12 protein-coding genes and 1 tRNA gene are annotated in these 15,670 nt (G+C 51.0%); 8 read left to right on the top strand and 5 right to left on the bottom strand.

Annotated features, from left to right (window positions below):
- Window positions 1-4: 4 nt before the first annotated feature.
- The 3 genes from mscM to rsgA all read right to left on the bottom strand — a co-directional run bounded on the left by mscM (window position 5) and on the right by rsgA (window position 5,435).
- On the bottom strand, window positions 5-3,346 hold the full coding sequence (gene mscM / locus ACX9GV_RS16090; RefSeq protein WP_473196189.1) for a miniconductance mechanosensitive channel MscM: 3,342 nt from the start codon (window positions 3,344-3,346) through the stop codon (window positions 5-7).
- A gap of 12 nt (window positions 3,347-3,358) precedes the next feature.
- Complete coding sequence (asd, locus tag ACX9GV_RS16085; RefSeq protein ID WP_473196188.1) at window positions 3,359-4,255, bottom strand: archaetidylserine decarboxylase; 897 nt, start codon at window positions 4,253-4,255, stop codon at window positions 3,359-3,361.
- A 133-nt stretch (window positions 4,256-4,388) separates the two neighbouring features.
- Window positions 4,389-5,435, bottom strand: a complete 1,047-nt coding sequence (gene rsgA / locus ACX9GV_RS16080; protein ID WP_473196187.1) for a small ribosomal subunit biogenesis GTPase RsgA — start codon at window positions 5,433-5,435, stop codon at window positions 4,389-4,391.
- 306 nt (window positions 5,436-5,741) lie between these two features.
- Here rsgA and orn point away from each other — a divergent pair, with 306 nt between their 5' ends.
- Window positions 5,742-6,287, top strand: coding sequence for an oligoribonuclease (gene orn, locus ACX9GV_RS16075; RefSeq protein ID WP_023489444.1), 546 nt, complete (start codon window positions 5,742-5,744; stop codon window positions 6,285-6,287).
- A 184-nt stretch (window positions 6,288-6,471) separates the two neighbouring features.
- A tRNA-Gly gene (locus tag ACX9GV_RS16070) sits at window positions 6,472-6,547 on the top strand.
- 230 nt (window positions 6,548-6,777) lie between these two features.
- Here ACX9GV_RS16070 and ACX9GV_RS16065 read toward each other — a convergent pair.
- Both ACX9GV_RS16065 and queG read right to left on the bottom strand, forming a co-directional pair.
- Window positions 6,778-7,089 carry a DUF2798 domain-containing protein gene (locus tag ACX9GV_RS16065; RefSeq protein WP_473196186.1) on the bottom strand — a complete coding sequence of 104 codons (312 nt, stop codon included), beginning with the start codon at window positions 7,087-7,089 and terminating at the stop codon, window positions 6,778-6,780.
- Between the two features lie 368 nt (window positions 7,090-7,457).
- Window positions 7,458-8,597, bottom strand: a complete 1,140-nt coding sequence (queG, locus tag ACX9GV_RS16060; RefSeq protein ID WP_473196185.1) for a tRNA epoxyqueuosine(34) reductase QueG — start codon at window positions 8,595-8,597, stop codon at window positions 7,458-7,460.
- On the opposite strand from queG, the gene nnr reads away from it, so the two are divergent.
- The 6 genes from nnr to hfq all read left to right on the top strand — a co-directional run bounded on the left by nnr (window position 8,596) and on the right by hfq (window position 15,614).
- A complete protein-coding gene (gene nnr / locus ACX9GV_RS16055) occupies window positions 8,596-10,110 on the top strand; it encodes a bifunctional ADP-dependent NAD(P)H-hydrate dehydratase/NAD(P)H-hydrate epimerase (protein ID WP_473196184.1) in 1,515 nt (504 codons plus the stop codon). The genes queG and nnr overlap by 2 nt on opposite strands.
- Window positions 10,111-10,121: 11 nt before the next feature.
- Window positions 10,122-10,592, top strand: a complete 471-nt coding sequence (gene tsaE, locus ACX9GV_RS16050; RefSeq protein WP_473196183.1) for a tRNA (adenosine(37)-N6)-threonylcarbamoyltransferase complex ATPase subunit type 1 TsaE — start codon at window positions 10,122-10,124, stop codon at window positions 10,590-10,592.
- 7 nt (window positions 10,593-10,599) lie between these two features.
- The gene (gene amiB / locus ACX9GV_RS16045) at window positions 10,600-12,372 is read left to right on the top strand and encodes an N-acetylmuramoyl-L-alanine amidase AmiB (RefSeq protein WP_473196182.1); all 1,773 of its coding nucleotides are present in this window, start codon (window positions 10,600-10,602) and stop codon (window positions 12,370-12,372) included.
- A gap of 22 nt (window positions 12,373-12,394) precedes the next feature.
- Entirely contained in the window at window positions 12,395-14,263 is a 1,869-nt protein-coding gene (gene mutL, locus ACX9GV_RS16040; protein WP_473196181.1) for a DNA mismatch repair endonuclease MutL, read from the top strand.
- Entirely contained in the window at window positions 14,256-15,197 is a 942-nt protein-coding gene (gene miaA / locus ACX9GV_RS16035) for a tRNA (adenosine(37)-N6)-dimethylallyltransferase MiaA (protein WP_473196180.1), read from the top strand. Before mutL ends, miaA begins: the two co-directional genes overlap by 8 nt.
- A 114-nt stretch (window positions 15,198-15,311) precedes the next feature.
- The gene (gene hfq / locus ACX9GV_RS16030) at window positions 15,312-15,614 is read left to right on the top strand and encodes an RNA chaperone Hfq (RefSeq protein ID WP_023489452.1); all 303 of its coding nucleotides are present in this window, start codon (window positions 15,312-15,314) and stop codon (window positions 15,612-15,614) included.
- Window positions 15,615-15,670 lie beyond the last annotated feature (56 nt).

The following is a 15,670-nucleotide window of genomic DNA, read 5'->3' as shown; positions in this document are numbered from 1 at the left end:
TGTTTTATAGCTCACCAGGTTCGCGGCCAGGGTTTCCTTGCGCGGGGCGGCCATTATTGTTCAGGCGTGAGAGGGTTTCGCGACGAACCTGGAAGGGCGGGTACGGCAAGGTGATACCGTGCTCACGGTAACCGCTGAGGATCAACTGGTGGAGCTCGTGACGCAGCGGCATACGATGCACCATTTCGGCGGCATAAATACGCAGCTCGAAGATTTGAATACCCTGTTGCAGATCCACCAGATAGGCTTCCGGTGCCGGGTTATCCAGCACCAGCGCGCAGCGTTCTGCTGCCGTCATCAGGATCCTGGTGACCTCTTCACTGTCAGCCTCTGGGGGGGCCGGGACGGTCAACACCACACGAGAGATGGAGTCAGACAGCGACCAGTTGATAAACTGCTCGGTGATAAATGCCTTGTTGGGCACGATGATCTCTTTGCGGTCCCAATCTGAAATGGTGGTCGCCCGGGTGTTGATTTTAGTGATATTCCCCGTCAGGTTGCGGATGGTGACTGTATCGCCGATACGAATCGGCTTTTCAAACAAAATAATCAGGCCCGAGATAAAGTTGGAGAAGATCTCTTGCATACCAAAGCCCAAGCCCACACTGAGTGCGGTAACTACCCATTGCAACTTTGACCATTCAATACCAATCCAAGAGAAACTGAGAATTGCGCCAAATAGCAGCAGCAAATATTTTGTGATGGTGGTGATGGCGTAGCCAGTGCCAGGGGTCAGATCCAAATGCTGCAACACCACCAATTCCAGCAGTGCAGGCAAGTTACGCACCAGTTGCATGGTAACGGTGATGACCAGAATGGCGATCAACACGGCACCCATGGTGATGGGTAGGGCGGTCTCGACTCCATTGACGGTAGACATCACATCCCAGAGCTTAATATTTTCCAGAAAAGCGAATGCGGAATGTATTTCGGACCATAAAACAATCACTGAAACCAGGGCAATCATGGTCAGGATTGAGCGTACCAACTGCAGTGACTGTGCACTGATGGTATCAAGATCAATTTCTGTCTCATCAACCTCAATTGCCCCCTCTGTGCTGCTGGGCGCCTGTGTTGACTCACCCTCACCTTTGGCTCGTTGGGCCAGAATATCAGCACGGCGCTGCTTGGCTCGTTCAAATGCAATGCGGCGCCGCTGGATCAACATCCAACGGCGGATAATATGATAAACCACTAATAGCAGGAACCAGATGGCCACCGAGGTTTCTAAACGTGCCAGTAGTTTCTGGGCGGTAGTCAGGTAGCCGATGGCCGAAGCAAATGCGGCAATCAGTGGGGCTGAGAGTAATAATCCCCACAATGCGCTATTGACGATATTCTCACCACTCCCTTTTTTATCCAGGTACAACGGAATACCGGCGCGTTTCAGGCTGTTAGTAAGTAGTGCCAGCGCCAGGCATAACAAGATAAAACACAGGCGTCCGAGGGTGCTGGCAAATTCACGATCATTAAAATTGTCAAAAGTAATCAATGCCATAATCAGCGGCACAATCAGCCAGATCGACATCTTGTAATAACGCATGGCGAGGGAGATCTGTTTCACTGGCCAACCGAAATGAGCGATAAACAGCCCCTGCGGATGGGCAAAGGCTGCGCTGATCATACACACCCATAACACGGGCAGTGTCGCGGTGACGCCATCCCCTATTGCGACAGCGACGGGATACGGCCAAGCATTTTGCAGGCCAAAACCCATTGCCGCCCATAATACCGGTAGGGGTAAGGCCACCAGAATTGACCAGAAGACAGTACGTAACGTCAGCGAAAATTCGTCTTGTGTCACCTTACCCACTTTGCTGCTGGCCCGCGCGAGAAATGCGTGGTAGTGCCTGCGTGAACTGATGCTCAAGATCACCAACAAGACGGCCCCAAAAAGGGGGATTATTGTTTCCCGGCTGGTCACCATCATCATAAAGGCGCCGCTGAGCTGGGTGAGGGTATCCAGTGACAGCAGTCGGGTCAGGTCAGAGGCGACATTAAGTGGGTAAGCGAGTGTTATCGGGCTGACATCCGCGACCCAAAACAGGTAGCGATGCGTCGCATCACGGATGTCATTAAGTGCATCCACCAACTGAGTGTTGGCAACTTTTAGCTTGGTCAGCTCAAGAATTTGGGTATCACAGCCAGACAGGAGTGAATTCAGCAGTTCACGTTGTGTTCGTATCTGGGCATCAACAATGCGTTGTTGGGCATCGGTCAGTGGAGAACCATCATCCTGTTTCAGATTTCTCGCCTGCTGGGGTAACTTTTCCAACTGACTTTCGAACTGTAAACGTTGTACCCGCAGATTGGCCATAGTGCGATCCAACTGCTGTGGTTTGGGCGCATCTGGCAACGTAGCTACTTGTGCACGCAGTGTCTCGCCCAAGGCCGTAGAGGCTCCAAGCCATTGTGCTTGCTCCCTGATTGAGGTGAGCGCCTGACGGACCTGCAGTGTCTGAGCCGCGGCTTGGCGTTGTTGGGAAGAGATCAACTCCATCTGCTGAGCCTGATTGTTCAGGGCGGTAGACAGCTCGCGGTTGATTTGTAACTGCTGGCTGATGCTTTTGGGCAGATCGTTATTCTGCTCTGCTAATTGCTCGGTTTTCTCTAGTGCGAGCTCAGCTTCACGCTGGCGTTGGCTATTAAGGCTATTGCGCAAGGCCTGCAGTTGTATATCTGTTTTTTCATGGCGTTTTTTATGGATTTCGGCACGGACACGTGCCAATTCCTGACGGTTATTAGCGGAAAGTTGAGCCAGTTCCAGTTCATCGACTCTCGCTTTTCTGGCTGCCAATTCAGCTTGTGATTGTGCCAACTGCGCCAGTGCCAGTGGCGTAGTTTGGTTTTTCCCTTGGGATTGTAGCCGCTGTTGTACTTCTGCTAATAAGCGTCTCGCCTCACTTTGCTGGTGTGGCAATTGGTTGAGAGAGTCGCTGATATCCCGTGAGCGTTCCTGCTCTTGTTGTAACAGACGTGCCTGTTCTAATAACTGACTGCTGGTTTGCAGGATCAGTTGTTCCAGTTCGCTGGTTGGCAGATTGTCGCCATTGGACGGGGTTTTGCTTTCTTCTTCGGCGAGTTGCTTATGCAACTCTTGTATCATCTTCGGAAAGCCGTCGATCACCCGCTGGAACTGTTCAGCGTCGCTTTGTGACTCTTTACGCTCATTAAGCCAGTTTAGCGCACTTTGCAACGCTTCAATGGTTTCCGCCTGATTAGGGGCATTTTTGTTACTCTCAACCTGTTTTAATTCCTGCTGTAATTGTGATTCGTTGGGGACCGTCGCCCCCAGAACCGGTTGAACGAATAACAGGCTGAACAGTAATGAAATAATCAGGCGCACAGCGTCAGCTCCTTAGCTTGGCGAAGTGATGTTAGCGTCTGGCATGGACACGATTTGTGCGAAAGCCTGGCCCATACGGGTCACGGTGCCATTGTTCAGATGAGGGGCGAACTCCACGCTGCCGGCAGTGAACAGATTGATCACAGTAGACCCCAGTTTGAAACGGCCCATCTCGTCACCTTTAACCAACGAGATGGCACCTTCCATCCCTTCCGCAGGATAGGTCCAGCGTTTGATAATGCCTTCACGTGGTGGCGTGACAGTACCTGCCCAGACGGTTTCGATACTGCCAACAATGGTTGCACCTACCAGGATCTGCACCATTGGGCCAACGACGGTATCAAACACGCAGACCACGCGTTCATTACGGGCAAACAGGTTTGGCACGTTGGCGGCTGTTAACGGGTTCACGGAGAACAGATCCCCTGGCACGTAAATCATTTCACGCAATGTGCCATCACAAGGCATATGAACACGGTGATAGTCACGGGGGGCGAGATAGGTGGTAGCAAACAGGCCATTGCGGAATGATTCCGCGAGCAAGTAGTTGCCTGCCAATAAGGCTTCTAGCCCGTAGTGGTGGCCTTTAGCCTGGAAAATCTGATCATCAAGGATCGGGCCTAATTGGCTGATAGCGCCATCGGCAGGCAGGGTTAGCACATCAGGTTCTGCGACGATTGGGCGCGCACCATCGCGCAATGGACGCACGAAAAAGTCATTGAAGGTGGCGTAGGAATTTAGGTCAGGGTTCTGTGCTTCCTGCATGTCCACACGATAATAGCGGGCGAAGAGTTTCACCACCTGTTGCGTCAACCAACCGGCTTCTTTTTCTGCTCCCCAACCAGCAAGACGGGTCAGTGCCAGTTTTGGCAGCCAATACTGTAATTTAATCTTGAGACTATCTAGCACGTTAACCTCGTGAAAACGTATAAAAATGCACATAATCATGATGTCGAAAATACAACACCAGTGTGTTGCTGGTTTTACCAGCGAATTGCCTTTTAGTGGTCGTTTGCGTGAACCTGTGTTCTATACCAGCCGATCAGTTATCGCTATCTGGGAAGTGTTTGCGAGTTTTAACTTGCTCCATGCTTTCCAGAATACGGTGATAATTATCAAAACGTTCTTGCGCTATGGCTCCATTCTCGACGGCTTGGCGAATAGCGCAGCCCGGATCGGTATCGTGGCGGCAATCGCGGAATTTGCACCCGCCTAAATAGTCGCGGAATTCCACATAGGCACGCGTGATTTGTTCAGGTTCCAGATGCCACAGACCAAACTCACGCACGCCAGGGGAGTCGATAACATCCCCGCCATGTTGAAAGTGATACAGTCGTGCCGCTGTGGTGGTATGTTGCCCCAGACCGGATACCTCAGAAACCTCATTTACCAGAATTTGCTTTTCTGTTGATGGTAGCAAGGCATTCAGTAAACTGGATTTTCCAACGCCGGATTGCCCGGCGAAGATGCTTATACGCTCAACCAGTGCCTGCTCAAAAACGTCCATACCTTCACGGGTCTGGCTGGAGACTTCCAGAACGCGATAACCGAGATGACGGTAGATACCCATCATGTTATTGACCCGCTTGCGCCCACCATCATCCAACAGATCGATTTTGTTCAGCACAATCAATGGTTCCACAGCCAGTGTTTCACAGGCAACCAAGTAACGATCAATCATGTTGAGTGAAAGTTCCGGTAGAATCGCTGAGACGATGACGATCTGATCAATGTTGGCGGCGATGGGTTTGACACCATCGTAGAAATCTGGGCGATTGAGCACTGAAGTGCGTTCATGTACCGCTTCGACGATGCCTTTGACACCTTCGAGCGGCCCCACCCCAGGGCGCCATACTACACGATCACCGGTGACCAGTGAACGAATGGTACGGCGGATATTACAACGATGTTGTTTGCCATCGGCTGCTTCCACGTCGGCATGCATGCCGAAACGGCTGATGACGATACCATCCTGCGCTTCACCGAGTTGGTTGTCATCCAGCTCAGGTTTATTGTCACTGCGGAGGCGGCGCTGATGATTCGCCTGCACTCGACGCTGTTGGCCTTTGGACAGTTTGTTCTTAGTCACTACGCCTCACTTGAGTCTTGGGCTTTTATCGCTCGGGGTGAGCAAAAAGGCTATGATACACACTATTTTATACCCAAGTTCACTCAAGTTGCAGTCAGAGGGTAAATTACCTGTCCCGATGAGCTTGAAAGGACAATCTATACCCAAGTTCAATCACGTTGCAGGTAGACGGCAAAAGAGTGAGTCCCTAGGAGCATAGATAACTATGTGACTAGGGCGAATGAGAGTAGCCAACAACCCTGCAGCTTGAATGGCGACGGGTATATACTCAAAATAATCCGATTTACTTGTAAGTGGGGAAGCATCATGGCAGGAAAAGAGAATAACCTGATTTGGATCGATCTGGAGATGACAGGGCTGGATCCTGAACGTGACCGTATTATCGAGATTGCAACCCTCGTGACGGATGCAGATTTGAATATCTTGGCTGAAGGCCCGGTGATCGCCGTACACCAATCTGATGAGCAACTGGCGTTGATGGATGATTGGAATGTTCGCACTCATACCGGGAGTGGGTTAGTGGAACGGGTCAAAGCCAGCCAGTTTGATGATCGTGCCGCTGAACTGGCGACGATTGCTTTCTTGCAAGAGTGGGTTCCTGCGGGTAAATCCCCCATTTGTGGTAACAGCGTTGGCCAGGATCGCCGTTTCCTTTTCCGTTATATGCCGCTATTAGAAGCCTATTTCCACTACCGTTATCTTGACGTCAGTACCTTGAAAGAACTGGCCCGCCGCTGGAAACCGCAAATATTGCCCGGTTTTCAGAAACAGGGGACTCACCAGGCACTGGATGATATCCGTGAGTCAGTGGCAGAACTGGCTTATTATCGCGAACATTTTATTCAGTTGTAATGCGTCAAATCCCCCTGCAATGCCTTGCCGTGGAGATTAATTATTCACTTTGGCGCTTAAAACAGCGATTAAACAAAATTCGCGATTTTTTTGCTTTCGGGGGCTTGCGGCGAAAAAGATTTCTCGTATAATGCGCACCCCGTACCGATGAACAATTATGACATTGCCACCATCGATACGCCGGGCGGGAATAGCTCAGTTGGTAGAGCACGACCTTGCCAAGGTCGGGGTCGCGAGTTCGAGTCTCGTTTCCCGCTCCAATTTTCCGGTTTTAGACTTCCATTGATGTCTAAAACCGTTTGAAAATTAAAGTGATGAGTCATTTTTAAATTCAGGGTTATCCCCTAAAAGCCATGTGCAAGAAGTCACTATTCAAGTACATCGGCCTGTTGCAATAACATCGTCTGTACTTTTCTCTATTGCCAGTCTAAGCACAGAATGTCGCCCTGTGGTTTACTGTAACCAACGTCAAAATACGCGGTGCCAAACCTCAACTCACCCCTTGAGCCTCAAAGAATAACAACAGCAAGATCTTCGCGGTTAACGAAGACCTTACTCTGTGAGGAAGGGTCAAGACTCGGATTGTAATAGTCGGCGAGTGATTTTTTGCACTGTCGGGGCAAATAAAGCAACGACAGTGAAACCGACTGGCCATGCCAGCAGAAAAGCGTGCATCCATTGCCGGAAAAAAACCGGGGTGATAACCGAGGTTGATAAAAGTCACCCAGGCAGGGATTAAAAAAGTCATTAAACCTGACATTAATAATGAAAACAGCAAACGGTACCGTAATGCTTCAGACATTTTTTTCTCCTGTAAGACGTCATTCGTCAGCCTGAATAAGAATGTTATTGTTGACTTGATTAATGGTGAGCAGATACCGATCACCACGCAAGTGACAGAGGGATTAACTGCAACTTGAAACATATCCAGATAAAATGTTGTGAACAGAGTTATCCACAACTTGTGTACATTCCGTCTGTCGCTAAAAAATACAACGCAATCTAAGTGAATTCTATATCTCATTGATAAATATTTAGTTTTATTTATCAAAAAATGTTATCCAGATCACTTGTTCTTTTTGTGACGGTTGAAAGACAACACATTTTTATTTTTATGCACAAATCCACAAAGGGCATTGCGAGGTGGGAATGATAGGCCTGCCATTGGCCTTAAGCATCCCTTGGTAATCCTTTTTCTATGGTGCGAACTAAACGTTTTTGCTGTGTGGTTTGTACCTCAATCCCTAATGTTTCACGTCGCGTCAGTTGTTGTGTCACTGCCCAGGTGATGTGTTCATCCAACATCGGATTTTCACCCAGTCGGGAGCGTAATGCGATGACAATAATATCCTGATAAGGGGCGTTACCGAGAGCCACTGCGATATTACGTAGCCAGCGCAGATGTCCGATACGGCGGATGGCGGAACCTTCGGTGATGCGCAGGAATTTTTCTTCGTTCCAACTGAATAACTCGATGAGAGGTGGGGCATGTAACGCCGCCCGTGGGCTAAAATCCGCTTCATCGCTGAGTGGTGAAAAGCGATTCCATGGGCAAATCAGCTGGCAATCGTCGCAGCCATAGATACGGTTACCTATCAATGGACGGAATTTTTCAGGGATTGTGCCTTCCAGCTCGATGGTCAGGTAAGAAATACAGCGGCGGGCATCAACAGTGTAAGGTGCGACAATCGCCCCTGTGGGGCAAGTGGTGATACAGGCGACACAACGGCCACAGTGATCTTCCACTGGCTTATCCACTGGCAAGGGCAGATCAATCAGCAATTCCCCGAGAAAGAACCATGAACCCACCTCACGGTTGAGGAGTAGTGAGTGTTTACCCACCCAGCCAATACCGGCCTTGGCGGCCAGAGGGCGCTCCATGATGGGGGCCGAATCAACAAACGGGCGGAAATTTAATTCACCGCAATAGGCCTGGATCTGCTCTCCCAGCTTTTTTAGTCGTTGGCGTAATAGCTTGTGGTAATCGCGCCCCAGGGCATAGCGGCTGATATAACCCAACTCGCTGTTTTTCAACGTACTGGCGAATCGTGCGTTGGCAGGCAGGTAATTCATACGTACTGTGATAACCCGCAGTGTACCGGGTAATAACTCGTGTGGTCGCGCACGTAACATGCCATGCCGTGCCATCCAGGCCATTTCACCGTGGTACTGCTGATCCAGCCAGGCCTGCAATTTAGGTTCTTCAGCAGTCAGATCGGTATCGCAGATCCCGACTTGTTGGAATCCTAGCGATTGCCCCCATTGCTTGATATGTTGGGCAAGTTGATTGAGATCGAAGGGGTGTGTCATGACGAGCCATAGTAAGGAACAGTACAGCTCCAGTTTACCACACTCTGTCTGGTCTGCAGATTGGATCAGGCAGGCGGAGCCGCTAGCGGCGGCAGCACAGGGTATTTCACTCTATTCATTGATGCAGCGAGCAGGTGCTGCGGCTTATGCGCTGGCCCATGAGCGCTACCCGCATAGTAACCATTGGTTGGTTTTGTGTGGGCACGGTAACAATGGGGGTGATGGCTATGTTGTCGCTCGTTTGGCTGCAGCAGTAGGTACTCAGGTCACGGTTATTGCGGTACAAAGCGCTCACCCCCTACCGCCGGAAGCTGCGGCTGCACGGCAAGCCTGGCTTGAGTGCGGTGGCGAAATTCAGTCGGCCAATAGCCACTGGCCAGAGAATATTGACCTGATTATTGATGGTTTGTTAGGGACCGGATTAGCGGCTGCGCCAAGAGCACCTTATGATGGGTTGATCGAAACGGCTAATAAAGTGGGTGTACCGATTATTTCATTGGATATCCCTTCTGGCTTGCTGGCTGAAAGTGGTGCCACACCAGGAGCCGTGGTTCGCGCGACACAGACATTAACGTTTATTGCGCTCAAACCGGGGTTACTTACCGGGCAAGCCCGCGATTGGGTGGGGCAATTGCACTGTAATACGCTAGGATTAGCAGACTGGTTGGTAACACAACCGCTACAAATTCAGCGGATTACCGCGGACAACCTGGGGCAGTGGCTGAAACCGCGTCGTCCATGTTCCCATAAAGGGGATCATGGGCGCTTGCTGCTGGTGGGGGGCGATCATGGTTTGGGTGGTGCGATACGCATGGCCGCCGAAGCCGCACTGCGTAGCGGTGCAGGTTTAGTGCGAGTACTTACTCACCATGAACATGTCGCGCCGTTATTAACCGCTCGCCCAGAACTGATGGTGCAGCCGTTAACGGATGATAGCTTGCACCAGGCTATCGAGTGGGCGGATGTGATCGTGGTGGGGCCAGGGCTAGGCCAAGGTGATTGGGGCAGGAATGCGTTACAGCGGTTGCAATCCAGTGATAAACCAGCGTTATGGGATGCCGATGCACTTAACATGCTGGCATTAGCGCCAGAGAAGCGTCAGAATCGTGTTATTACCCCACACCCAGGTGAAGCCGCGCGTTTATTAGGCTGTAGCACCGCTGATATTGAGAGTGACCGCTTACTAGCAGTACGCAAACTGGCTGTGCAATATGGCGGTGTGGCCGTGCTGAAAGGGGCGGGTACATTGATTGCCGGGCCGCAAGGGGAAATGGCGATTGCCGATGTGGGCAATGCAGGTATGGCGTCCGGTGGTATGGGCGATGTGCTGTCGGGTATTATCGGTGGTTTGCTGGCACAAAAGCTCTCACTGTATGATGCCGCCTGTGCAGGTTGTGTGGTTCATGGCGCAGTGGCAGACAACATTGCGGCGAAGCAAGGAACAAGAGGATTATTGGCAACCGATTTGTTGCCGATGATTCCCCATTACGTTAACCCTGAATGGGTAAAATAGACATTAATCGAATGAAAGAGCTTGTTTTACCTCTGCCGGATGAGGCAGCGACAGTGGCATTAGGGGCCACTTTGGCCAAGGCATGTGATCGTGCCAGTGTTATTTATCTTTATGGCGACTTAGGTGCCGGTAAAACCACCTTTAGCCGGGGTTTTCTGCAGGCATTGGGGCACCAAGGTAAGGTGAAGAGCCCCACTTATACCTTAGTTGAGCCTTATACCTTGCAGCCGCTACCCGTCTATCACTTTGATTTGTATCGTCTGGCCTCACCAGAAGAGCTTGAATTTATGGGGGTTCGTGATTATTTCGCCCAAGATGCCATTTGTTTGGTTGAATGGCCGCAGCAGGGGGCTGGTGTACTCCCTACTCCAGACCTGGAGTTACATCTTGCTTATCATGACCAAGGTCGACAAGCGCAGATCCAGGCTGTTTCCTCCTATGGTGGGCAGTTGCTAGAACGAATTCACCGACAGCAAGGATGACAGGGCAATGATGCATAGATTAAGAACATTTGCTGTCATCGCCTTGCTTGCACTGTGTTGGCCAATGGGGGCCTGGGCAGAGTCTTCTTTAGCTGATATCAAAGTGACCAATGCACAACGCGAGGCCGTCGTATCGGTAAGCTTTACCGGCCCACCAGAGTATACGTTTTCTTCGGCGCATAGCCCGGAGCGCGTCCTGCTGGATGTGAAACAGAGTGGGAAAGTGGGTGGCCTACCCTTAAATTTTAGTGGTAAGAATCTGGTCAAAGGCATTCGTAGCGCTAAGGCGCCGGATGCTCAGAAGGTACGCTTGGTGTTTGATCTCACCCAACGGGCGAAAACCCAGGCGGTTATGCGTCAGGAGGGGAACACCTATATTGTGGTCTTCACCATTACTGCCGAAGAGAGCCCGAAGCAGGACATAGCTGGTAAGGAAACAGTTGGTAAGGACATTGTACGTCGAGTGCCGACGTCAACTTCGACAGTCAGCGATGCTGGGCGTAAAGCACCTGCAGGGGTTAACCCCTTTACCAATAAGCCAGCAGTAACATCCACGTCCACATCGACTACCACGGCAACGCAACCGACAGCGCGCAGTAGCCGCTCTTCTGGCGGCTCTGGCGATCGTGTGGTGGTAGCTATTGACGCGGGTCATGGTGGGCAAGACCCAGGCGCCATCGGGCCTAATGGTCTCAAAGAGAAAAACGTGACCATCGCTATTGCCCAGCGTCTACGAGCCCTGCTGGAGGCAGATCCGGTGTTCAAACCGGTAATGACACGTAATGGCGATTATTTTATCTCGGTGATGGGGCGCTCCGATGTGGCGCGCCAGCAGGCGGCTAATGTCTTGGTGTCCATCCATGCCGATGCGGCACCTAATCGTAGTGCCAGTGGTGCTTCGGTTTGGGTTCTCTCTAATCGCCGGGCGAACAGTGAAATGGCGGGTTGGTTGGAACAACACGAGAAACAATCTGAGCTATTGGGGGGAGCGGGTGATTTGCTGGCAAATAGCAAAGCAGACCCTTATCTTAGCCAGGCGGTGCTCGACCTGCAATTTGGTCATTCACAACGCGTCGGTTACGACGTCGCAGTGAGGGTGCTGAACCAATTGCAAACTGTGGGTGCAATACACAAACGCCGCCCGGAGCATGCCAGTCTGGGGGTGCTGCGTTCACCAGATATTCCATCGCTGTTGGTAGAAACCGGTTTTATCAGTAATAGCAGAGAGGAGCGACTGCTGGGCAGTGGCGCTTATCAGGATAAAATTGCGCGGGCAATCCATAACGGTTTGCGCAATTATTTCCTGGCGCATCCGCTACAAGCCGACCCAAAGGTGGAAGACCGTCCGCTGGGCGTCACAGCGGCGGTTAATCCAAGGACGCAAGATTTAAGACAACCTCAGCCTGTGGGCCGCGCCAGCAGTGCGAAAGTGAGTGTCGGGAAAACGCAAATCCATGTGGTAAAACCTGCAGAGACACTTTCTGGTATTGCCGAAAGTTACGGTACTAGCATGGCGACGCTACGCGAGCTGAATAAATTGAAGAAAGAGGGAGTCTGGGTCGGCCAACGTTTGAAAGTGCCCGCTGGGAATAAAACAGCCGCACCAGCGCAAACCAAGGCAAAAAGTACCAAGGCGACTAAACACAAAGTGACGCGTGGCGATACGTTATCGTCCATCGCGACGCGCTATGGTGTTAGTGTGAGTGAGCTTAAACGGGTTAACAAATTAAAATCGGACGTAGCGCCGCTCGATCGCACGCTCATTATTCCGCAGGATTGATGCCAAAAACAGAGGGGTCCGTATGCCTATCCAGGTATTACCGCCACAATTAGCCAACCAGATTGCTGCCGGGGAAGTGGTTGAACGCCCGGCATCGGTAGTGAAAGAACTGGTCGAGAACAGCCTGGATGCAGGGGCGACGCGTATTGATATCGATATTGAACGTGGTGGTGCCAAGCTGATTCGTATCCGTGATAATGGCTGTGGAATTGGTAAAACGGATTTGGCTTTGGCGCTGGCCCGTCATGCAACCAGCAAAATCAGCACGTTGGATGACCTTGAAGCGATCATCAGCCTGGGTTTTCGTGGTGAGGCGCTCGCCAGTATCAGTTCAGTATCACGTTTGGTATTAACTTCACGGACCGCCGAGCAAGGGGAAGCCTGGCAGGCGTATGCGGAAGGGCGAGATCAGCAAGTGACCGTCAAACCGGCCGCACACCCAGTGGGTTGTACGGTTGAAGTGCTGGACCTGTTTTACAACACACCCGCCAGGCGTAAGTTTATGCGCACGGAAAAAACCGAATTTGGTCATATCGATGAAGTGGTGCGGCGTATCGCTCTGGCTCGTTTGGATGTGACCCTCAATTTGAGTCACAACGGCAAACTGATACGCCAATATCGAGCTGCCAAAGATCAGAGCCAGCATGAGCGACGTTTGGCAAGCATTTGTGGCCCGGCTTTTTTACAACATGCGTTAGCGGTGTCCTGGCAGCATGGTGAGCTCAGTATCCGTGGTTGGGTTGCCGATCCACAAGGGTCGGCCCAACTGGGTGAAATGCAGTATTGCTATGTTAATAGCCGAATGATGCGTGATCGACTGATCAATCATGCCATTCGTCAGGCGTATCAGGACCAGTTGAAAGACGAGCAGCAACCTGCCTATGTACTCTATCTGGAGGTGGACCCTCACCAGGTGGATGTCAATGTTCATCCAGCCAAGCATGAAGTGCGCTTTCACCAAGCACGGTTGGTGCATGATTTTATTTACCAGGCGGTAACCACGGTGCTTCAGCAGGCGGCCCATATGCCATTGCCACTTGCCGAACCCAACGGACAACCCACGCCAGCCTGGCAACCGGAAAACCGCATTGCTGCTGGTGGTAACCATTTTGCACAGCCAGCGCTACAGCGAGAGCCATCGCCAGCGACGGAAACGACAGCAACGACAGAGGCGCGTGAGCGTGCGCCGCAACCGAGCTATCAGGCAGGTCCTGGTTATCAAAAGCGTGAAGGTGAATTGTACGGTAAGTTATTGCAGGCCACACCAATAGGTGAGGCAAAAAAACCGCTATTTCCAGCTGCCAAGACCGAACAACAAATACCGCTGGCGGGTAACCAACATAGTTTTGGTCGGGTATTGATGATTTATCCCCCCAGTTATGCGTTGTTGGAGCAACGCCAGCAGTTGGTGCTACTCAATTTGACGATTGCTGAGCAGGGGTTACGCCAGGTGCAGTTATGCCCCCCGGAAGAGGGATTACGACCACAACCATTACTGATCCCGATTAAGCTGACGTTGAATAAAAATGAAGTGGCTGCGTGTGTACAGCATCAGGCTTTACTGGTCAGCATGGGGTTGGAACTACAACCTGAACATGGGTATGTGATGTTGCGCGCAGTCCCTTTACCATTACGCCAACAAAATTTACAAAAGTTGATACCTGAGCTGTTAGGCTACCTCGCCGAATGTCAGGAGGTATCACCTGCCACATTGGCTCGCTGGGTTGCGGGGCAACTCAGCAGTGAGCATGAGCAGTGGAACAACTCGCAAGCGATACAATTGTTGACTGACCTTGAGCGGTTGTGCCCACAATTAGTAAAGTCTCCGCCAGGTAACCTTTTACAGCCTGTAGATTTACACGTTGCTTTGGCGGCACTGAAACATGACTGAAATTGAAATGAACTCTCGTCCATCGGCTATTTTTATTATGGGCCCGACCGCATCCGGCAAGACTGCGTTGGCAATGGCATTACGTGAGCACTTGCCAGTGGAGCTGATCAGTGTAGATTCTGCATTGATTTATCGTGGTATGGATGTGGGTACCGCCAAGCCCTCGGCAGAAGAGTTGGCTCGAGCACCACACCGGTTGATAGATATTCGTGATCCGGCACAAGCCTATTCAGCGGCAGATTTTCGTCGCGATGCGCTGCAACAGATGCACGACATCACTGCTGCTGGTCGTATTCCCCTGTTGGTGGGGGGGACCATGCTTTATTTCAAAGCACTATTAGAAGGATTATCGCCGTTGCCCTCGGCGGATCCGGCGGTGCGTGAACAGATTGAACAGCAAGCTGCGGAGCAGGGTTGGCAAGCGATGCATCGTCAATTGCAGCAAATTGACCCAGTGGCGGCAGAGCGTATTCATCCAAATGATCCGCAGAGACTGACCAGAGCACTGGAAGTTTTTTGTATTTCGGGTAAAACTTTAACGGAACTGACTAAAATTGCAGGTGAATCGTTGCCGTATCAAGTTCACCAATTTGCAATAGCGCCAGCCAGTCGGGAGTTGTTACATCAACGTATCGAACTGCGGTTCAAGCAAATGTTGGCTGCAGGGTTTGAAGCGGAAGCGCGTGCTCTGTTCTCTCGGGGTGATTTGCATCAGGATTTGCCCGCTATTCGCTGTGTTGGTTATCGCCAGATGTGGTCATATTTATCGGGCGATATTAGTTATGATGAGATGGTTTTTCGTGGTATTTGTGCAACACGTCAATTGGCTAAACGCCAAATGACCTGGTTACGGGGTTGGGAGTCGGTTTATTGGCTAGACAGTGATAAACAGGGAGAGGCTTTGAACACAGTAATACAGGTTGTTAGTGCATAGGTTGGGCGATTGTGTACAATTGACAGATATTCGGCGCGCAAATTTTTTAGGTCGTTTATTTTAGAGCCAATAGGTTCTTTGTTACAAACAACAAGCAAATAAGGAAAAGATAGAATGGCTAAGGGGCAATCTTTGCAAGATCCGTTCCTGAACGCATTGCGTCGTGAACGAGTTCCGGTTTCTATTTATTTGGTGAATGGTATTAAGCTGCAAGGCCAGATTGAGTCTTTTGACCAGTTTGTCATTCTGTTGAAGAACACGGTAAGCCAGATGGTTTATAAGCATGCGATCTCTACCGTTGTTCCATCGCGCCCGGTGTCGCATCACAGTAACAATCCGAGTGGCGGTACGACAGGTGGTTATCACCATGGTAATAATCCATCTGCACCGCAGCAGGAAAGCGATGACGCTGAATAAAGCTTATCGCGAATTAACCATGACGGGGAGCCTAGGCTGCAATATGCGGTTTATGC

Source organism: Serratia sp. 25CWL12 (assembly GCF_055790885.1).
This window is presented reverse-complemented; position numbering and strand designations above follow the sequence as displayed.